Source organism: Arthrobacter sp. E1SS-5, assembly GCF_057073715.1.
Map to the genome: position 1 here is coordinate 1,150,275 of NZ_CP172703.1, position 19,445 is coordinate 1,169,719.

Here is a 19,445-nt window from a genome sequence, read left to right on the forward strand (position 1 = left end):
ATCGAAAGGACCTTGACATGTACATTCCTGCCCACTTCGCTGCCCGTCCTGACGCCGTTGAGAACCTCCTCGCAAGCCCCGGCGCCGCCAACCTGGTAACCATGACGGACCGGGGCCTGCTGGCAACGCTGCTGCCGTTTGCCTTCAACCCCGTTGTGGGGGACCACGGGGCGCTGCAGGCCCACATGGCGCGGAACAACCCGCAATGGTCCAGCGCCCCAACTGGCGAGGCGCTCGCCATTATCCACGGGCCGGACGACTACATCTCACCGTCCTGGTACGCCTCCAAGGTTGAGCACGGCCGGGTGGTGCCCACGTGGAACTACAGCGCTGTCCACGTGTACGGCGAGCTGGTGGTGCATGACGACGCCGGCTGGCTGGCACGGCACGTCCGGCACCTGACCGGGCTGCACGAGGGCGGGCGGGAGGAGCCGTGGGCGGTGGACGACGCCCCTGAGAAGTTCATCGCCGGGCAACTGCGGGCCATCGTGGGCGTGGAGCTGGTAATTAGCCGGATCGAGGCGAAGGACAAACTGAGCCAGAACCGCTCCGCCACCGACGCGGAAGGGGTGGCTGCCGGGCTCCGGAGCATCGGCCGGGAAGCCAGCGCGGCCGCCGTCGAACGCGTCCGCTCCTGAGCCTGCCGAACGTTGATGCCTACGCAGTCCGCTCCAGCAGCACCATCACCTCGTAGTGCGTGGTCTGCGGGAACATGTCCAGCACCCGGGCCCGCCGTGCGGTGAAGGAGGGAAGGGCGGCCAGGTCGCGCGCCAGGGACTGGGCGTTGCAGCTGGAGTAGACCACGTGCTGCACGTCGGACGATTCCAGCCAGCCGCACAGCTCCTTGCCGATGCCGCGCCGGGGCGGGTTCACAATTACCAGTTCCGGCGACTGCTCCGCGGCCAGGGCGAATGCCGTGGCGTCACCGGCCTGGAACTCCATCCCCTCCAGGCCTGCTTCGTCGCTGCTCAACCGGGCGGAGACGATCGCCTCGCTGCTGGCCTCGATGCCCGTCACCGTGCGGGAGGAGGCGGCGCTGTGCAGGGCGAAGCCGCCCACGCCGCAGTACAGGTCCCAGACCGAGGCCGGTGCCAGCTCGTTCACCCATTCGCGCCCCTGCCGGTACAGCGCCCCAGCCATCTCCGTGTTGGTCTGGAAGAAGCTTTGCGGGCGGAGATGCAGGTTGATGCCGTTGACCCGCATGTTCAGGGTGGCCTGCTCCGTCAGCAGGATCTCGCGCTCGCCTTCCAGGACTGCCTTGTGCTCGGGGAGCAGGTTGACCGATACCACCTTCACCTGCGGCAGGGCTGCCAGGAGGTCCGGAAGGTGCTTGCGGATGCGCGGCAGCACCTGTTCGGAGCGCAGCACCAGGCGGAGCATGACCTCCCCGTCCGGGGACTCGGTAAGGATGACGTGCTTGAGTTCGCCGGTGCGCTTGGGGACGTCGTAGGGCGTGAGGCGCAGCCTGCGGATGAAGCCGGCCAGGACCGGGAAGACGGCGCGCAGCCCGGGGGAGCAGACGCCGCACTTGCGCAGGTCCACTCCATGGCCGTCCGCGTCCAGGATCCCGATGGTGGGGTTCTGCGCCGTCCCGCCGATCACCATCTTGGCCTTGTTGCGGAAGCCCGACTCCTGGCTGTCCACGGGCGGCAGCCATTCGAGCCCGGTGTGGTCGGAGAGGAGGTTCTGGCAGTGCGCCTGCTTGCCGGCCAGCTGTTCGCCGTACGGCCTGCCCATCTGGGTGCAGGAGCGGCAGGTGCCGGCATCAAAGTAGGAACAGTGCATGACTGGACCATTTTACGCGCCGCGGTAGCCAGCGCACGACGACGACATCCCGCCGCACGCCGCCGTCGCTACCTTTCCTCGGGTGGTCGCCCGACGTAACGCCGTGCAATATGAGCATGCTTCCATGCTTCTGATGCTGCTAAATTCGGCAACCGTGCTACTTTCGGCACTGACACCGTGCTTTTCTTCGTTTGGAGACTCGTGGAACCCACACCCCCACTCACCCTGGACGCGAGGCCTGCGGCGCCGCAGGAGGCAGAATCCGCCCTCCGCCGTTCCATGGGTCCCCGCCACCTGGTGATGATTGCCATGGGCGGGGTCATCGGCTCCGGCCTCTTCGTCAGTTCCGGGTACACCATCTCGCAGGCCGGTCCGCTTGGCGCCGTCATTGCGTACCTGGTGGGTGCCTTCGTGGTGTACCTGGTCATGGCGTGCCTGGGCGAGCTGGCCATCGCCTACCCGGTCTCCGGTGCCTTCCACATTTACGCGGCGCGTTCCATCGGGCCGGCCACGGGGTTCGCCACCGCCTGGCTGTACTGGCTGTGCTGGGCAGTGGCCATCGGCTCCGAGTTCACCGCATCCGGGCTCCTCATGCAGCGCTGGTTCCCGAACGTTGAAGTGTGGGTCTGGTGCCTGGTTTTTGCTGCCATCCTCTTTGGTTTCAACGCCGTCTCCTCCCGGTTCTTCGGCGAGGCTGAGTTCTGGTTCGCCATCGTGAAGGTGGCCGCCATCATCGGCCTGATCGCCCTGGGCGGGGCGGCGCTGTTCGGCTTCCACCCGCTCAGCAGTGGCGGCAACCACCCTTTCCTGCTCCAGAACTTCGCCACGGAATCGGGCCTTTTCCCCAACGGCTTCACCGGCATCCTGGTCACGGTGCTGGCCGTCTTCTACGCCTTCTCGGGCTCGGAACTGATCGGCGTCGCCGCCGGCGAAACCAGGGACCCCGCTACCGCCATTCCCAAGGCGCTGCGGACCACCGTGATCCGGCTGCTGATCTTCTTCGGTGGCGCCATTACGGTCATCGCCGCCACCATCCCGTACACCGAGGTGGGCCTGGACGAAAGCCCGTTCGTCACCGTCTTTTCCGCGATCGGCGTGCCGTTTGCGGCGGACATCATGAATTTCGTCATCATCACGGCCCTGCTCTCGGCGGGAAACAGCGGCCTCTACTCCTGTGCCCGGATGCTGTATTCACTTGCCGACGAAGGTCATGCACCCCGCGCCCTGAAGAAGCTGAGCCGCCGCGGCATTCCCCTCGTTGCGCTCTGCGTCAGCATGGTGGGCGGCCTGGCCTCACTTCTCAGCAGCGTGGTGGCCCCGGAAACGGTGTACCTGGTCCTGGTTTCCGTGGCGGGCTTCGCCGTGGTGGGCGTCTGGATGTCCATCACCGCCTCGCACTACTTCCACCGCCGCGCCTTCATCCGGGCCGGCGGGCAAGTCTCCGCCCTGCCCTACCGTGCGCCGCTGTTTCCGCTGGTCCCCATCCTCGCGTTTTCCCTCTGCGTTATCTCCCTGGTCGGCATCGCACTCGACCCGGCTCAAGCGGCAGCCCTGTACTTCGGCATCCCGTTCGTCGCCGCCTGCTATGTTTACTTCCACCTCCGGCATGGACGCAGGGCCGTGCGGGCAGAAAGCTAGGCCGGAACGGGCGACGCCGGCAGCTCGGCAGGTGCCGCTGCCCGCCCGTGTGGCGTGGCGCCGTCGTCGGTGTCCTGCCCTTGGCGGCCGCCGGCCTTTCCGCAATACGTGGAACAATGGGGCCGTTGTCAGCGGACGGGAGGGCGGAAAGCGTGGAATCAACCGCCGAGGCGTCCTCGATGGCCCAGGGATTGCGGATCCTGCGGCTGGTGGTGGACCGCGAAAAGCGTGGACAGCCACCGCTGGGGGTTTCGCAGCTCGCCGCAGAGCTTGGCATGGAGCAGAGCCGGGTGTCGCGGCTGGCGCAGGAGTTGTGTGGCCTGGAACTGCTGGAGCGTCCGGAGCGCGGGCCGTTCCGGACCGGTCCGCGCTTCTTCAGCCTGGCAGCGTCCTTGAACTCCGGCTGGGTCCGGGGAGCGGGACCGCAGCTCGAGGCGCTGGCTGCTGACCTGGGACTGCGCGCACGGCTCTCGGTCCGCGACGGATACCGCGTCATCCTGCTGCGAGCTTCCAGCAATGAGGCAGTGCCCGGCAGCTTTGTGGTGCCGGGGATGGTTACACCGGTATGGTGCACCGGTGCGGGCAGGGCGCTGCTGTGGGACTTAGACCGGAACAGCCTGGGCGGACTGCTTGCAGGCGTGAACTACATCGGCATCGGCGGGCCCGGGGCTGCCCACACCACGGACGGTATCTGGGACCTCTTGGTGCGTGACCGAACGGCGGGCTTCATTGCCGCCGAGGAGGAATACGAACACGGGGTAGTGGAACTCGCGGTTCCTGTGCGTGACGCAACTGGTTCGATTATTGGCGCGCTCAGTGTCCTGGGAACCCGGGCAGAGCTGGGAGCGGGCTTGGACGTGGCGGCAGCGGTGCTTGCGTCCGCCGCCCAAGGCCTCGGTGCATTGAAGGAGGTTTAGCCTCGGTAGCCGAGCCTCGATTCAAGCCATGAGCCCCGGGCCATGAGGGCGGTAGCGCATTGTTCCCGCCGCGGCGCCAGGCGGTCCTTGATCCCGACGATCTGGAGGGCGGCCACCACATCATCCTTGAAGTCCCGGACCGGCACGGCCAGTGAATACAGCCCGGGCTCTGCCTCTTCATCCACGATCGAGTAGCCCCGGCCGCGGGCCGCCTGCCGCCGCTCAAGGAACTCTTCCACGCTTGCGGGCGTATTGGGACCATGGCGTGTGAACTCCACCTTCGAAAACACCCGGCGGACTTCTGCGTCCGGGGCTTCCCACAGGACCGCCTGGCCGGCGTCGCTGCAGTACGCGGGGTAAGGGCGTCCCAGCCATGACCCCACCAGGTTGCTGCTGGACGGGACGCTCTCGCCGATGGTTACCGTACTGTCCCCGCGGAGCATCCCAAGGAAACAGGCCTCATCCGTTTCGGCGGCCAGCGCGTCCAGTGCGCTACCTCCGTCCTGCTGGAGCCGGCGTTCCACGAGGAGTTGGGCGTCAGTGAAAACGCCCCAGTCCAGCGTGAAGGTGCGCTTCGCGGTGCGGCCGAGGAAACCTTCCTGTTCAGCGGTGCGCAGGCTGCGGGACACCTGGCTGCGGTCCCGGCCCAGGTGGGCGGCGATGACGGCTGCCGTGACGCCGCCGGACCGGCCTGGCTGGCGGGTGCCCACCGCGAGGAGGGCCTCGATTCCGCGGCCCATACTGGAGGTCTTCGACATGGATGCGAGTCTAGCGATCCGGCCGGCCCTTTAAGTGGGGCCGGATCGCTCGGGGCTGGTCACACTCATTAAAAGCATGAGTAGATGCCTATAGTGATCACATGCCTACCGCTGCTGCTCTTTCCGCTGCCCTGGAATCCTCCTCTATGCTGATCTCCGACGGTGCCCTTGCCACGGAACTGGAAGCCCGGGGTTGCGACCTGAATGATCCCCTGTGGTCTGCCAAGGTTCTCCTCGAACAACCGGCGCTGATACGGGATGTGCACCGGGACTATTTCGCCGCCGGCGCCAACATCGCCACCACGGCCAGCTACCAGGCAACGCCCCAAGGCTTTGCCGCGCGGGGAATGGGCAGGGAGGAATCCCTCAAGCTGGTGGCGCTGTCTGTCCGGCTCGCGGATGAGGCACGGCAGGAGCGCCGAGCGGACCACCCGGACGCCGGGCCGCTGCTGGTTGCGGGCTCCGTGGGCCCATACGGCGCCTACCTTGCCGACGGATCCGAATACCGGGGGGACTATTCCCTTACTCCGGCGGACTTCAGGGACTTCCATGCTGCCCGGATCGCAACGCTGGTGGAGGCCGGCGTGGACTTCCTTGCCTTCGAGACGTTGCCCTCCTTTGCCGAAGCGAAGTTCCTGCTGGCACTTGCCCAGGAGTACGGCGTCGACTGCTGGTTCTCCTTTTCACTGCGCGACGGCGCCCACATCAGCGACGGCACCCCCCTCGCCGACGTGGCGCAGCTCGTCGGCGAGGAGCCGAATGTCGCCGCGGTGGGTGTCAACTGCGTGCCGCTTGGCCTGGTTGGCCCGGCGCTCGCCGCGCTGGGCAGCCGTACGGACAAACCGCTGCTGGCGTACCCCAATTCAGGGGAAACTTACGACGCGGCAACCAAGACCTGGACCGCGGACGGGAATACTGGGATCCCTGCAAGCCTTGCCGCCGGTGCCGGGGACTGGTTGAAACTCAGCGCCCGTATTGTCGGCGGCTGCTGCCGGACCAGCCCCCGGGACATCACGCGCCTGGCGGCCCACGCCTAATTTTCCGGGAACACCGCTGTCTCCTCAGATGTTAAACCAAGTGGAGACAGAACGATGGACAACAAAACTTACACAGCACTGGTAGTACCGGCCGGCAATTCAGAACCCATGCGCATCGAGCAGGTGGAAGCCGACCTGCAGGCCCTGGAAGCGCTGGTGGGCGGGCCGCTGGAGTCGGTGATCCGCGGCGACTGGCACGTTTACCTCAACGCCGAAAGTGTCACCATGCTCCTGCCGGTCAACTTCCGGGCCGGGCAGTTGATGCACGAATGCGGCCTGGACCTGGACGGGATCCGCGGCACCGCCGTCTTCCTGGGACGCGGCGAGCATGGGGCGGAAGCCGATATTCCGGAGCATCTGGCGCGGCTGGCAGAGGAGTTGTTCGGGTCGCCGCTGGCCGCCTAAGCCCGCCAGGCTACTCGCCGCGCACCCCGTAGGTGCTGAGCACATTGCCCTTGCTGGTGGTTTTCTGGTCCTGGAGCACCAAACGGGTCAGCGGGTCGCCGTCCTCAAACAGCCGGCGGCCGCTCCCGGCGATGACCGGGTGGGTCATCAGCTGCAGCGAGTCCAGCAGCCCGGCGAACAGCAGCTGCCGCACCACGGAGATGCTTCCGCACACGGCGATCTCGCCGCCGTCGCGCTCCTTCAAACCGGCCACGAACTCCTCAAGCGGCGCATCCATCAGCCGGGAGTTCTGCCACTCCAGCGGTTCCGTCAGCGTGCGCGAGGCCACGAACTTCTCCACGGGGTTGATGAATGCCGCAAAGTCCTGGTCAGCTGAGGCGTTCGGCCAGTACCCGGCCCACTCCTGGTAGCTGACCCGGCCCAGCACCACGGTGTCCACGTTGTTGATCATCCTGGTCAGTCCTTCGCCCAGCTCGTCGTCGAAGCTGTCGAACTGGAACTTGAAAGGGTCGGACACCACGCCGTCCACGGAGTGGAACAGGCCGGCGGTGACATTGCGCATGGGAGCCTCCAGATATCGAGCGGACAGGCTTTACGGTATTCGGCAGTTTCCGTTGGGGGAAGGGCTTCCGGCCCGCCTTTTCGGAGCATGGATACGTACGACGGCGGGTGGCTGCGTTAGGTTCATCACTCGCCGTGTCGTCTTACCCGGTTTCGTGCGGACCGGGCCCCATACTTGTTCTTGAGCGGCTTTTGCCGATCCCCCCCCCGGCCAGGCAGGAGGAAGTGCATGGAAACCCTGAAAAAAGTCGTGACCAACCAGTATTTCCCCGCCGGAGCCGTGCTGACAGCCGTTCTGCTGTTCTGGATCGTCGGCCTGCTGGGCGGGCTGTCCCTGCTCAACAACAACCAGCCGCCGCTGACCACGCTGACCTGGATGCTCTTCGTCTACGCGTCCGCCGTGCTGACCCCCCTCGCAGGGCTGCTCGCCGCCGCCGACCTGATCCGCCGTTGGCGCCGGAACCGCGCGGCCGCCCCGGCACCTGCCGGCTTTGCGGCAACCAGCTCCGAACCTGCCGCTGGGCACTTTGACGACGCGCCGCCGTCGGACCCTGTCACTTCCGGGGCATCCGCACCTGCCGAGCCGGCACAGCCCAACGGTTCTGCCCCTGCGCCCACCAAGCCGCGCCCCGGCCGCAAGGAAGCAGCCTAACTCCCCGGCGGTTCCGCTCACCGCCCTTTCAGGGCGTTCAGGGCCTCTTCCGCGTGGTGGAGCGCCTGGCCGAGGCGTTCGCCCGGTTCCGGCAGCGAAAACAGGTAGCCCTGCAGCGAATCACATTCCAGCGCGGTCAGGTAGTCAGCCTGTGCCGCGGTCTCGATTCCTTCCGCGGTAACTGTCAGGCCCAGGCTGTGTGCCATGTTGATCATCGAGCTGAGGATGGGCAGCCGCTCGTTGCCGGTCCGCACCATGGACACGAAGGTCTTGTCGATCTTGACCGTGTCCACTGGCAGGTCCTGCAACCGGCCCAGGGAGGAATAGCCAGTACCGAAATCGTCCAGCGCCACCCGGGCACCGGCATCCCGGAGGGTGCTCAGCTGCTGGATCAGGCTGCAGTCGGCGTCGAAAAAGACGCTCTCGGTGACTTCCACGACCAGCTGGTAGGGCGCCACGCCGCTGGCCTCCGCCAGTTGCAGGACATTCTCGGCGAAATCCGGTTCCTGCAACTGGACGCCGGAGACGTTGACAGCCAGGGAGCGGGACGGATCCTCGCTGAGCCACCGGGCCAGCTGCACCATGCCGGTTGCCATCACTTCGGCTCCGATCTCGCCGATCAGCCCGGTACGTTCGGCCAGTGGAATGAAGATCGACGGCGGCACCCGCTCGCCGCCGCGGTCCCACCTGGCCAGCGCTTCCAGCTGGACCACCTGGCCCATGCGGTGGGAGACGATCGGTTGGAAGTCCACGGTGATCTCGCCCCGCGGCACGGCCAGCTGCAGTCCGCTCTCCATGTGCGTTCGCTGCACCAGTGCCTGCATCATGTCCGGGTGGAAGCGCAGGAACCGGTTCTTGCCAGCAGCTTTTGCCGCATACATGGCAATATCAGCGTGCCGCAGCAGTTCGGAGGGCCCCACACTGTCCTGGCCCAGCGAGGCGACCCCCAGGCTGAGGCTGGGACTGAGGACGGTGCCGCTGATGGTCACGGGGACGTGCAGGCAGCGCACAATGCACGCCGCGATCGCGTCCGCATCGGGGCAGGCTGTAAGGAGCACCACGAATTCGTCGCCGCCGAGCCTGGCCACCACATCCGCGGTGGGGACGCAGCCGCGGAGCCGGCGGGCCACTTCGATGAGCATGTCGTCGCCGGCCTGGTGGCCGAGGATGTCGTTGACTTCCTTGAAATCGTCCAGGTCAAGGAGCAGGACATCCACGGTTTTCAGCCGGGGTTCCTGCAGCGCCTCGGCCAGGGCATCGTTGAACACCGCCCTGTTCGCAAGCCCTGTCAGCGGGTCCTGGAACGCCATGGCCCGGAGCTTCTCCGCCTGGACCGCAAGGTCCATCATGGCCTGGTGTGCCTGCTCCTGCGCTTTCCGCCGAGGAGTCACATCGCGGAAGCTCCACACCCGGCCCACGATCTTCTCGCCCACCCGCTGCGGCCGGGAATAGCGCTCGAAGGTACGCCCGTCGCGCAGTTCCACCACGTCGTGGCTTTCGGCGGCGGGGTCGTCCTGGAGTTCGCCCAGCCGCGCCGTGAATGGCAGAGGGTCTGCCACTTGCTCCATGACCAGCCGCATCGCAGGCGCATCGCTGTCCGCTTCCAAAATTTCCGCCGGAAGGCTCCACATGGACAGGAATTGTTCGTTGAAACCGGCCACCCGCCCGTCGATGCCCATTACCAGGATTCCGTCGGCAGTCGACTCAAGCGTGGCGGTCAGCAGCGACATCGCATCGCGCAGGTTTGCGTCCGCTGCTGCGCGGTGCGCTGTTCCGCGGGCCGAGAGCAGGAGCCCGGTGGGCTTTGCCTGGCCGGCACCTGCCTTGCCAGGGCCGGCATCGGCGGCGGCAGCCGCTTCCTGTCCCGGGAGCGGAGCCGCTGCCAGTTCCAGGGGGAACTCTGTCCCGTCCCCGCGCAGCCCCGTCATGTCCCTGGGCGGTGCGGATTCCCCGGGCCGGGTCAGGATTTGGTGCAGCAAGTGGGCAAGCTGGTCCCGGGAGCCCGCCGCGAACAGCGTTCGGTGGTCCAGGCCGGTGAAGGAGTCCTGCTGAAGGCCAAAAAGCCTCGCCGCCGCAGCGTTGGCCGCCAGGACCGTGCCGTCACCGCTTATAGCCAGCAGCGCGTCCGGACTCGCGTCCATGACCACGCCAAAAGTTTGTAATGCCACATTGTTGCCACGGTCTGGAAAACCGGTCATTACACCACCCCTTCGCCATCATAAAGGCCATGGCGAAAATAGGGTGGGAAAGCGGGACTGCAAATTAGCACACCTGCGGGACGGAAGAAGCGCCGGCCTCCTTTTCGGAGTCCGGCGCTTCTTTCTCATGGATTATGTGGGAGCGGCTACACCCGGCGGCCGCTGCGGTTGGTGACTGCGCCGTAGATCAGCAGCACAATGATCGAGCCCAGAATGGCCAGCAGCCAAGTCCTGAGATCGAAGAATTCCGCCAGGCCGCCGCCAAAGATCAGCGAGCCGATCCAGCCGCCCAGGATGGCCCCGACAACCCCCAGGACCATGGTCACCAGCCAACCGCCACCTTGGCGGCCCGGCAGGATGGCCTTTGCAATGGCTCCAGCAATCAGGCCCAAAATAAGAAAACCGATAATGCCCATGTTGCCACTCCTTGTCAGTAAGTTGTGCCGGGCCCCCATTTCCGGTGTGAACATTCAATCAGCAGGCTTACTATTCTGCAAGGCTTTGAATATCACAGGATGGCTGTCATTTTTTCAGCAGAAATGCGCAAACTTATAAGCGGGGAGACCCTTGCAGGTCCCGCTGCTGCACTGCCTGGGCCTGCGGCCGGGCCCGGGGCCCAAGATAAAATGGCAACTCCGGCAACAGACCAAGGAGCGCAGGCATGCCCAGCCAGACCGCCAGGCCCCGTGCCATCTTCCTCGACATTGACGGCACCTATGCCGACCACGGCCTCGCACCGGAAGCGCACGTGGACGCCGTGCGGACGGCCCGCAAGCTGGGCCACCTGGTCTTTGTCTGCACCGGGCGCCCCTTGTCCATGGTCCCGGGGCACATTCTGGACGCCGGCTTTGACGGCACCATCACGGGAGCCGGAGCCAGAGTGGAAGTCGACGGCGAGATCCTCAAGGACGCGCGCTTCGAGCCGGATCTCGCCGCACGCATTGTGGAAACCCTGGACGCCAATAATGCCGCCTACATTTTGGAAGCTCCGGAGGCCCTGCACGGCCGCACGGGAGTGGACCGGCGGCTGCGGGAGGTACTGGGCCCCATCTTCGCCGGCCGTCCACAACATGACGGGATCCTCAGCACCGATGTGGATCCACTTGAGGACATCCTGGGCCCGATGCAGTACAGCGATGATCTCCGGGCCACGTCCTTCGCCAAAATCTCGTGCTTCGATTCACCGGTGCCGCTGACCCGCCTGCTGGAAACCTTTGGCCCGGAGGTGGGGCTGATCCCCAGTTCCCTCTCGGCGCTGGGTGAGCGTGCGGGGGAGATCTTCATGGCCGGCACGCACAAGGCCCAAGGCATCCAGGTGGTGGAGGCCCGGCTTGGCCTGGACCGTGCGGATATCGTGGCCATTGGCGACAGTGCCAACGACATCGAAATGCTCGAGTACGCGGGTGTGGGCATTGCCGTGGCGGGCGGCCATCCCGCCGTTCTGGCCGTGGCGGACAGGGTTACCGCTGCGCCTGCCGGCAACGGGGTTGCGCTGGCCTTCGCCGAGTTGGGGCTCCTGGGCTAAAACTCAGCGTCCCGCAGCCGCATCCTTCAAATCGCCTGCGTTCCACGTGCCGGCGCCCATGGTGCCCGTGCTCGGGCTGTCGGGGTTCAAAGTTCCGGCGGAGTTCCCCAGGCCGCGCACAACCCACCCCTCCTCCTGCCAGGCTTCCGCATCCAGGACGTTCCTCGCGTCCAGGACCACCCGCCGTCGTACCAGTTGGCCGGCAAGGGAGGGGCTCAGCCGCCGGTATTCGTCCCATTCGGTGAGCAAAAGCACCAGCTCGGCGTCCTGGAGCGCCTTCTCCGTGGAGGCCTCGAAGCGGAGGCGCGGGTAGCGCCGCCAGGCAAGGTTCACCGCTTTGGGGTCCGTGACCGTCACGTGGGCCCCGGCCGCGGCCAGCCGGTCTGCCACATCGAGGGCGGGGGAGTCGCGGATGTCGTCCGTCTCGGGCTTGAAGGAAGCGCCCAGGACGGTGACTGAACGCCCGGCCAGGGCCCCGCCGCAGAGCTCCGCCGCGAGCCTGACGGCCCGGGCGCGCTGGCCGAGGTTCACCCCGTCCACCAGGCGCATCCAGTCCTCCACGGCGGATACGCCCAGCATTGCCGCCTGGGTGCGGAAGCTGCGGATGTCCTTGGGCAGGCAGCCGCCGCCAAAGCCCAGGCCCGCGTGCAGGTACCGGCTTCCGATTCTCGGGTCCAGGCCCATTGCCGCGCTGACTTCGCTTACGTCCGCGCCGGCGGCATCGCACAGTTCCGCCACCGCATTGATGAAGCTGACCTTGGTGGCCAGGTACGCGTTGGCGGCGGACTTGATGAGCTCCGCCGTGGCGAAACTGCACACCAAGCGGGGGATTCCGGCGGCCAGCAGCGGTTCATAGACAGCATCCAGGACCGCCGTTACCCCCAGCGGCACCCCGGTGGCGGGGTTGAAGGCGGCGGACCGTCCGCCCTCCACGCCGTACACCAGCCGGTCCGGCACCAGCGAGTCCTTCACAGCCGTGCCCTGCCGCAGGAATTCCGGGTTCCAGCCGAGCAACACGTCGGGCCGCGGCGCCAGGATGGCGCCCAGCACGTCCACCGTGCCAACCGGGACTGTGGATTTGCCCACGACGACGGCCCCCGGGGCCAGGTGCGGCAGCAACGCTTCCGTGGCGGAGACCAGGAACGTGAGGTCGGCGGCGTCGGACGTCTTCTCCTGCGGCGTTCCCACGCAGAGGAAGTGCACCTGCGCACCCCTGGCGTCTGCCGGGTCCGTGGAAAACTGGAGCCGCCCGGTGGTGCGGCCGTCCTGGAGGAGTTCGTCCAGCCCTGGCTCGTGGAACGGCGCGGAGCCCAGCGCCAACTGCCGCACCTTGCCGGGATCGACGTCGATGCCCACCACGCAGTGGCCCATGGATGCCAGCGTTGCGGCGTGGACGGCGCCCAGGTAGCCGCAGCCGATCACAGATATTTTCAAAGGTTCGCTCCCTTGGTGTTGATTGAGCCTGCCGGCACTGGCCCGGCCGCCGCGATGGCTTCTTCGTAGTGGTGGATCAGTTCTGAGCAGAGCGCCGGCCATGTCCTGTCCTGGACCGAGGCATGTGCGGCCGATGCGAAGGCCCGGCGCTTGGCGTCGTCACCCATCAGGTCCTGCACCCGGGCGCGCAGGGCCGAGAGGTCGCCCGGTTCGTAGAGCCACCCGGTCCGTGAATTTTCCACCAGGTCCAAGGGGCCGCCCCGACCTGTGGCCACCACCGGCACACCCGATGCCATGGCCTCCTGGATGGTCTGGCAGAAGGTTTCGAACTCGCCCGGGTGGACGAACAGGTCGAAGGATGCCACCGTCCGGGCCAGTTCCTCACCGCCCATGAAACCGGTGAACAGTGCGCCGGGAAGTGCCGTCTCGAGGGCCTGGCGCTGGGGTCCGTCTCCCACAATCACCAGCCGTGTGTTGGGAATGCCGGAGAGGGCAGCGAGGTCTTCCACCTGCTTTTCCACCGCGAGCCTGCCCACATAGCCGATGATCCGCTCGCCGTTCGGGGCCACCGAAGCCCGCCAGCCGTCGTCGCGCTTTTCCGGCGAGAACCGCTCGGTATCCACGCCGCGGCGCCACATCCGGACCCGCGGGATGCCCCGGCCGCGCAACTGGTTCAGCGCGAACGTGGAGGGCACCAGGGTGCGGGTGGCCAGCAGGTGGATGTTCTCCACCCGGGTCCAGGCCCAGTTCTCCAGGAAGGGCACGCCGTAACGGGCGGCGTAGCTGGGGACCTCCGTCTGGTAGACGGCCACGGTGGGAATTCCCAGCTGGCTGGCAGCCTGCGCCGCACGCCATCCCAGCACGAAGGGAGAGGCAAGATGCACCACGTCGGGCGCATACTCGGCAAGGATTCGCTTGACCCGGTGCACACCGCCCAACGCCACCCTGACATTCGTGTAACCGGCCAGCGGGACCGCCGGAAGCCTGTGCACTTCGGCGCCTTTGACCTGGACGGCCGGCTCCCCGTCATGGGCGGAAGGGGCGATGACCAGGACGTCGTCACCCCGCTCCTGGAGATGGTCCAGGACCCGCAGGATGGAATGCGTGACACCGTTCATCAACGGCAAAAATGATTCAGCGACAATTGCGATCCTCACCCCTCAACCGTGGGCGCCTTCCTTGAAATGACGGGGGAGAAAGCATGACCCGGAGGAGAAGCCGGGGTGAACAGCTGCATCCGGATCCAAAAAAATTACTAAGTAGGCTTGGCATTCGATGCTAAGCATGCTTACGGTAGTGGGGCAGTCAGCGCAGAGCCTCAAGCAAGGGGGCAGGAACTGGACGTCGGGAGTATGCCCCGGTCCATCACATCCACTGCTGGCAGACCCAGTGCAAAGACAATCCAAGGAGACGTCATGCTTAACAGGGAAAACCTTGAAAACCTGCTCACCAAGGGCGGCAACGTCGTCGGGTCCGACGGTTCGAAGATTGGATCGATCGGCCAGCTGTACGCAGATGACGACACGGGTGAGCCCACATGGGTCACCGTGAAGACGGGCCTTTTCGGTACGTCCGAATCCTTCGTGCCGGTTGAAGGCGCACACGAACAGGGTGAGGATCTGGTGGTTCCCTACAGCAAGGAACACGTCAAGGACGCTCCCCGCGTGGACGCCGACGGCCACCTCAGCCCCGAGGAAGAGGACCGGCTCTACACCTACTACGACCGTAACGGTGCACAGACGTACACCGAGGCGACCACCGGGTACTCAACTTCCGACATTGCCAGCTCCGGAACCAGGACCGACGCCGACCTCCAGGGCGATGCCGACCTCAATGCAGGCACCCCCACGGCCGGCATCCGCTCCGAGCGCGATACCGAGTCCCGCGGAACGGTTGGGCACGACACCTCCGGGCCCACCACGGACGACGCCATGACGCGCTCCGAGGAGCAGCTGCACGTGGGCACGGAGCGCCAGGCCACCGGCCGCGCACGGCTGCGGAAGTACGTCACCACCGAGAATGTCACCAAGACCATCCCGGTGGAGCGTGAAGAGGTCCGCGTGGAGCGCGAGCCCATCACGGACGCCAACCGCGGCGCCGCCCTCGACGGGCCTGCCATCAGCGAAGAAGAGCACGAGGTGGTCCTCCACGAGGAACGCCCGGTGGTGGAGAAGGAAGCCGTTCCGGTGGAGCGGGTCCGGCTGGACAAGGAAACTGTCCGCGACGAGGAAACCGTCAACGAAGAAGTCCGCAAGGAACACATCGACACCGACGGCGACACCCGCCGCTGATCGGAGCGGGGGACACGGTCCCCTTGTTCCCCTGGGCCGGCTGGTGGGAGCAGCAGCCCTGACATGGTGAACGGCGCCGGGAGCCTACTTGGAGGTTCCCGGCGCCGCACCGTTTTAAGATGCTGGTGCAGCCGCGCTGAGAGCGGTGGCTGCACCAGCCAGTAGGACGAATATCTTCAGAACTTACGGTTCATCTCTCATTCGCGGCTCCTGTTTTCCCGGCTTACGACAATCCGGGCCCGTTGCCGGCACTGACCAGCGGCGCCAGCAGAAATCGCAGTACCCCCTGGGCGGGGCGGCGGGTGCTGGTTGCTACCAATTTTACGGCTGTGCCCCCCTAAAAGCGCCGGGCCGTGGGGTATTTGCTTGGTTATCAGTGCTGCCGCTGAGCCTGTCGTTCGCGGGCACGACGGGCCCTCCGTGACACCATGGAACACGATGAAACTGCGCGCTGATCAGACCGGAGACCGTGGCCTTCCCATGCCGTTGTGGCTGCAGGGTGCCCTTGAAACGGGGCAGGCGGCCGTTATTTCCGCGCTGGTGGTGGTGGCGCCCATCGTTGCCGTGTGGGCCACCGCCGGTTTCCAGAACGGACAGTTCGAGGTCCTTGCCAGGCTGGCCGGCCAGTCTTGGCTCCTGGTCCACGGCGTGCCGCTGGAACTCGCGGGCGCCGGACCTGAGGCCGCCTCCCACGGCGGCTCCGGCATGTTGAGCCTGGTTCCCCTGGGCCTGACGCTCATCCCGTTCCTGCTGGCCTGGCGCGCCGGCCGCCGGCTGGCCCGCGCCTCCTATACCGACCAGCTGTGGCAGGCGCTGCTGGGGTCATGGGTGGTCTATGCGGCCTTCGGCGCGGCCACCGGGTTTGTTTGCCGCACTGCCGATGTCATCATCAATCTTTGGTACGCCCTGCTGATTCCCCTGATTCCGTACGGGCTGGGCATGGTGATCGGGGCACGACGGGAAGCAGGTTCGTGGAGCCGGCTCATCGGCGTCGACGCCGTGGACTGGATCTCGCGCACCAGCCAGCATTCCCGCTGGGCGGGCTCGTACTTCGCCTCCGTGGCGAAAGCCGGATTCGTGGCCGTGATGTCCGCCCTCACCTTGGCCGCTGCGCTCCTGGCGGTCGACCTGTTCATCCACTGGAACCTCGTGGTGTCCGTCTATGAAGCGCTCGACGCCGGCCCGGTGGGAGGCGCGGCCCTCACCATCGCACAGCTCGGCTTCCTGCCCAACCTTGTCGTCTTTGCCCTCGCCTGGACCTCCGGCGCCGGTTTCGCCATGGGAGCAGGCTCCCACGTGGGTCCGCTGGCCACCGCGGTCGGGCCGGTTCCGTCCGTCCCCGTCCTGTCGGCCATCCCGTCAGGGTCCCTCGACTACGCCTTCGTGGCCCTGGTGGTTCCGGTGCTGGCAGGCGTCATGGCCGGATGGTGGTTCCTTCGGGAGGGCGAAAACCACTTTGACGAATGGCTCGCCATCAAGATCCACGCCCGCTGGTTCACGGCCAGCGCCTCCACGCTGGTACTCGCAGTCCTGGCCGGCCTGGCTGCCGGACTGCTGACCGTGGGCCTGGCCTGGCTCGCCAGGGGCTCAGCCGGCCTTGGCCGCCTGACGGACATCGGACCTGACCCACTGTGGACGGGACTGTGGGTGGCCGCGGAGGTGGGCATCGGCGTCGTCATTGGCTACGCAGCCGGACCGTGGCTGGAACGGGAGAAGGGCAGCGCCGTGGAACGGGACGCGGAGCTGGTCCACTAGGACCCAATTCCCGGCTAGCGCACTTTTGTGGGCAGGACGTCCTGGAACTGCACCATGCACGCGTGGGCGGCCCGGTCCGTCAGTGCCCGGCCAAGGCAGGCCTGGTATTCGCGCACTTGGTCGTACAGGACCAAAGTGGTGACTATAAGCAGCACCATGACGGCCGCCACCACCAGGCCGGAAATGGTGCCGAAGAGGACCAGCTTTGATTCCCTCAACCGGATGGCCCGCACCAGCAGGACAATGCCCAGGACCAGGCCAACGGCGGTCAGCACTGTGGCCAGCCAGAGGTAGCCGACATCCAGCTGGTACACGAAGAACGCGCCGAGGACCGAGACAACAAACATCCGGAACAGGGTTCGGGTCTTGGCAAGGGAAGCCTTGGCCCCCTCGCTGAGCGGGGGTTTGACCTGCTGCGGCCCGCTCCGGCCCGGTTCGCTGTTCATGTTTTCCAGCGTACGCGAGCGTGCACCTAAGCTGGACCAATGCGTATCGTCGTCCTCGTTTCCGGAACCGGGTCCAACCTCCAGGCCGTTATTGACGCCGTCAAGGCGGGGGAGCTCGACGTGGAAATCGCGGCGGTGGGCGCCGACCGCCAGGGGACGTACGGCGTCGAACGTTCTGCTGCCGCCGGCATCCCCACCTTTGTGGTGGACTTTAAGGCCTACCCGGAACGCGCCGACTGGAACGCGGCCCTCACCGACGCCGTGGCCGCGTACGAGCCGGACGTTGTGGTGTCTTCCGGGTTCATGCGGATCGTTAGCCCCGGCTTCATTGATGCGTTCAAGGGCAGGTACCTCAACACCCACCCCGCCCTGCTCCCGGCATTCCCCGGGGCCCACGGCGTACGGGACGCGATGGCGTACGGGGTCAAGGTCACCGGCTGCACCGTGCACTGGGCCGACGCCGGCGTGGACACCGGCCCCATCATCGCCCAGGAAGCGGTGGCCATCGAGGACTCGGACACCGAGGAGACCCTGCACGAGCGCATCAAGGTGGTGGAGCGCCGGCTCCTGGTCTCAACCCTGGCCGAGCTCGCCGCGAACCCCGCCTACTCCGCCTCCGCCTAGCGGGCTACTGCAGGCGGCGCTGGCGGGTTTCGGGGGAGAAGAACGCCATCCACAGCACCGACGCCAGGACCAGGGCACCGGCCAGGGCGAACGACGTGGCAAGCCCGAGTTCGGGCCAGAAGTAGTTCGCGAAGATCAGCGGTCCAAACCCTGCGCCCAGCCGGGAGAACGTGGACGCCCAGCCAAAGCCGGTGCCGCGCAGTTCGGTGGGGTAGAGCTCGGACACGTAGGCGTACAGGACCGGGATGGCCACCTGCACCACGAACCCGAACACCAGCAGCCAGAACACCGCGGCCGTGGGGATGTCCACCACGAACGCCACGATCACCAGGGTCAGGGCGGACAGGGGGCCGGTGATGGCAAGGATCCATTTGCGCCCCACCCGTTCCACCAGGAGGGCGGCCACCACCACGCCCAGGAATCCGACGGCGGCCATGGAGGCAGTGGTGACGAACGCTTTGTACTCGGCGAATCCGGCGCCGATCAGGATCCGGGGCATCCACGTCAGGGACAGGTAGTACACCAGCAGGATGCTGAAGAACAGGGCCCAGGCCGCCGTGGTGATCTTCCAGTTAAACCGCCACACGGAGCGCAGCTGGGTCCAGGCGCTGCCGGCGGAAAGCCGCGGCACGTCCTTGGCGTCGGGAAGGCTGTAAGCGCGGGGTTCGGCGCCCGTGGCTTCCACCAGCCCGTCGATGATCCGGGCCGCTTCCTCCCGGCGGCCCTTACGGATCAGGAACAAGGGGGACTCGGGCACACTCCTCCGGACCCAGAAGACCAGCAGGGCGGGCAGCACCATCACCAGCAGGGTCAGGCGCCAGTCGCCGGAGAGGGCCACCAGCCCCGCCGAGACGAAGCCGGCCAGGGCAGCACCTACCGGCCACCACCCATCCATAGCGGTCAGCACCTTCCCGCGCTGTTTCCGCGGAGTGAACTCACCCACCAGGGCATAATCCACCGGGATGCAGCCGCCCAAACCAAACCCGGCCATGAACCGGAAGACGCAGAACCAGATGAAGTCGGGGGCAAGCGCGCCGAGCACGGTGAACACCGAGAACAGCAGCAGGGTGGCGGTGAAGGCCTTCTTCCGCCCCACCGTGTCCGCGATGGTGCCCCAGATGAAGGCACCGAGGGCCATGCCGATCAGGTTCGAGGTGCCCACCCATGCGGCCTCGCCGGCGGAGAGGGACCAGTGCTTGGACAGCAGCGGAATCAGGATGCCGTTCAGGGTCACGTCCCAGGCGTCGAACATGAAGCCAAGGCCCCCCACCAGGAAGATCCTGCCCTGGACTTTCCATCGCCAGGGCAGTTCCTGGACCACCTGTTCGCCGCTGGGCACAGTGGTGTAAGTATTCATCGCCGCCTCCTGTTGAAAACTCTAGCCCGCCCCCAAGCGTTCACACTCCGGCAGACACACGG

General features: G+C 66.5%; 19 protein-coding genes. 10 read left to right on the forward strand and 9 right to left on the reverse strand.

Annotated elements, in window-relative coordinates:
- The first annotated feature begins 17 nt into the window (after window positions 1–17).
- Window positions 18–638: an FMN-binding negative transcriptional regulator gene (locus tag ACIGJD_RS05435; protein WP_483688644.1), complete on the forward strand. Its 621-nt coding sequence runs from the start codon at window positions 18–20 to the stop codon at window positions 636–638.
- A gap of 19 nt (window positions 639–657) precedes the next feature.
- Here ACIGJD_RS05435 and rlmC read toward each other — a convergent pair whose 3' ends face one another.
- Complete coding sequence (gene rlmC / locus ACIGJD_RS05440; protein WP_483688645.1) at window positions 658–1,785, reverse strand: 23S rRNA (uracil(747)-C(5))-methyltransferase RlmC; 1,128 nt, start codon at window positions 1,783–1,785, stop codon at window positions 658–660.
- Window positions 1,786–1,986: 201 nt separating this feature from the next.
- Between rlmC and ACIGJD_RS05445 the strand changes: the two genes are divergently transcribed.
- A complete protein-coding gene (locus ACIGJD_RS05445; protein ID WP_483688646.1) occupies window positions 1,987–3,423 on the forward strand; it encodes an amino acid permease in 1,437 nt (478 codons plus the stop codon).
- A 152-nt stretch (window positions 3,424–3,575) separates the two neighbouring features.
- On the forward strand, window positions 3,576–4,340 hold the full coding sequence (locus ACIGJD_RS05450; RefSeq protein ID WP_483688647.1) for an IclR family transcriptional regulator: 765 nt from the start codon (window positions 3,576–3,578) through the stop codon (window positions 4,338–4,340).
- Here the strand turns inward: ACIGJD_RS05450 and ACIGJD_RS05455 are convergent.
- Window positions 4,337–5,098 carry an IclR family transcriptional regulator gene (locus ACIGJD_RS05455; protein WP_483688648.1) on the reverse strand — a complete coding sequence of 254 codons (762 nt, stop codon included), beginning with the start codon at window positions 5,096–5,098 and terminating at the stop codon, window positions 4,337–4,339. The two genes, ACIGJD_RS05450 and ACIGJD_RS05455, sit on opposite strands and share 4 nt — an antisense overlap.
- A gap of 101 nt (window positions 5,099–5,199) precedes the next feature.
- Here ACIGJD_RS05455 and mmuM point away from each other — a divergent pair, with 101 nt between their 5' ends.
- Both mmuM and ACIGJD_RS05465 read left to right on the forward strand, forming a co-directional pair.
- Window positions 5,200–6,135, forward strand: a complete 936-nt coding sequence (gene mmuM, locus ACIGJD_RS05460) for a homocysteine S-methyltransferase (RefSeq protein ID WP_483688649.1) — start codon at window positions 5,200–5,202, stop codon at window positions 6,133–6,135.
- Window positions 6,136–6,189: 54 nt separating this feature from the next.
- A complete protein-coding gene (locus tag ACIGJD_RS05465; protein ID WP_483688650.1) occupies window positions 6,190–6,540 on the forward strand; it encodes a DUF3846 domain-containing protein in 351 nt (116 codons plus the stop codon).
- A 10-nt stretch (window positions 6,541–6,550) separates the two neighbouring features.
- Here ACIGJD_RS05465 and ACIGJD_RS05470 read toward each other — a convergent pair whose 3' ends face one another.
- The gene (locus ACIGJD_RS05470) at window positions 6,551–7,102 is read right to left on the reverse strand and encodes a dihydrofolate reductase family protein (RefSeq protein ID WP_483688651.1); all 552 of its coding nucleotides are present in this window, start codon (window positions 7,100–7,102) and stop codon (window positions 6,551–6,553) included.
- 228 nt (window positions 7,103–7,330) lie between these two features.
- Between ACIGJD_RS05470 and ACIGJD_RS05475 the strand changes: the two genes are divergently transcribed.
- Window positions 7,331–7,753, forward strand: coding sequence for a hypothetical protein (locus tag ACIGJD_RS05475; protein ID WP_483688652.1), 423 nt, complete (start codon window positions 7,331–7,333; stop codon window positions 7,751–7,753).
- A gap of 17 nt (window positions 7,754–7,770) precedes the next feature.
- On the opposite strand, the gene ACIGJD_RS05480 is transcribed toward ACIGJD_RS05475, so the two are convergent.
- Window positions 7,771–9,951, reverse strand: a complete 2,181-nt coding sequence (locus ACIGJD_RS05480) for a putative bifunctional diguanylate cyclase/phosphodiesterase (RefSeq protein WP_483688653.1) — start codon at window positions 9,949–9,951, stop codon at window positions 7,771–7,773.
- Between the two features lie 146 nt (window positions 9,952–10,097).
- On the reverse strand, window positions 10,098–10,367 hold the full coding sequence (locus ACIGJD_RS05485; RefSeq protein ID WP_142130751.1) for a GlsB/YeaQ/YmgE family stress response membrane protein: 270 nt from the start codon (window positions 10,365–10,367) through the stop codon (window positions 10,098–10,100).
- Between the two features lie 245 nt (window positions 10,368–10,612).
- Between ACIGJD_RS05485 and ACIGJD_RS05490 the strand changes: the two genes are divergently transcribed.
- On the forward strand, window positions 10,613–11,476 hold the full coding sequence (locus ACIGJD_RS05490; protein WP_483688654.1) for an HAD hydrolase family protein: 864 nt from the start codon (window positions 10,613–10,615) through the stop codon (window positions 11,474–11,476).
- Window positions 11,477–11,479: 3 nt separating this feature from the next.
- On the opposite strand, the gene ACIGJD_RS05495 is transcribed toward ACIGJD_RS05490, so the two are convergent.
- Window positions 11,480–12,910: a UDP-glucose dehydrogenase family protein gene (locus ACIGJD_RS05495; protein WP_483688655.1), complete on the reverse strand. Its 1,431-nt coding sequence runs from the start codon at window positions 12,908–12,910 to the stop codon at window positions 11,480–11,482.
- Complete coding sequence (locus ACIGJD_RS05500) at window positions 12,907–14,067, reverse strand: glycosyltransferase family 4 protein (RefSeq protein ID WP_483688656.1); 1,161 nt, start codon at window positions 14,065–14,067, stop codon at window positions 12,907–12,909. Before ACIGJD_RS05500 ends, ACIGJD_RS05495 begins: the two co-directional genes overlap by 4 nt.
- A gap of 258 nt (window positions 14,068–14,325) precedes the next feature.
- Between ACIGJD_RS05500 and ACIGJD_RS05505 the strand changes: the two genes are divergently transcribed.
- Both ACIGJD_RS05505 and ACIGJD_RS05510 read left to right on the forward strand, forming a co-directional pair.
- Complete coding sequence (locus tag ACIGJD_RS05505) at window positions 14,326–15,201, forward strand: DUF2382 domain-containing protein (RefSeq protein WP_483688657.1); 876 nt, start codon at window positions 14,326–14,328, stop codon at window positions 15,199–15,201.
- 438 nt (window positions 15,202–15,639) lie between these two features.
- A complete protein-coding gene (locus ACIGJD_RS05510; RefSeq protein WP_483688658.1) occupies window positions 15,640–16,956 on the forward strand; it encodes a cell division protein PerM in 1,317 nt (438 codons plus the stop codon).
- 14 nt (window positions 16,957–16,970) lie between these two features.
- On the opposite strand, the gene ACIGJD_RS05515 is transcribed toward ACIGJD_RS05510, so the two are convergent.
- The gene (locus tag ACIGJD_RS05515) at window positions 16,971–17,402 is read right to left on the reverse strand and encodes a hypothetical protein (protein ID WP_483688659.1); all 432 of its coding nucleotides are present in this window, start codon (window positions 17,400–17,402) and stop codon (window positions 16,971–16,973) included.
- Window positions 17,403–17,441: 39 nt separating this feature from the next.
- On the opposite strand from ACIGJD_RS05515, the gene purN reads away from it, so the two are divergent.
- Window positions 17,442–18,026, forward strand: coding sequence for a phosphoribosylglycinamide formyltransferase (purN, locus tag ACIGJD_RS05520; protein WP_483688660.1), 585 nt, complete (start codon window positions 17,442–17,444; stop codon window positions 18,024–18,026).
- Window positions 18,027–18,030: 4 nt separating this feature from the next.
- Here purN and ACIGJD_RS05525 read toward each other — a convergent pair whose 3' ends face one another.
- The gene (locus tag ACIGJD_RS05525; protein WP_483688661.1) at window positions 18,031–19,383 is read right to left on the reverse strand and encodes an MFS transporter; all 1,353 of its coding nucleotides are present in this window, start codon (window positions 19,381–19,383) and stop codon (window positions 18,031–18,033) included.
- Between the last annotated feature and the right edge of the window lie 62 nt (window positions 19,384–19,445).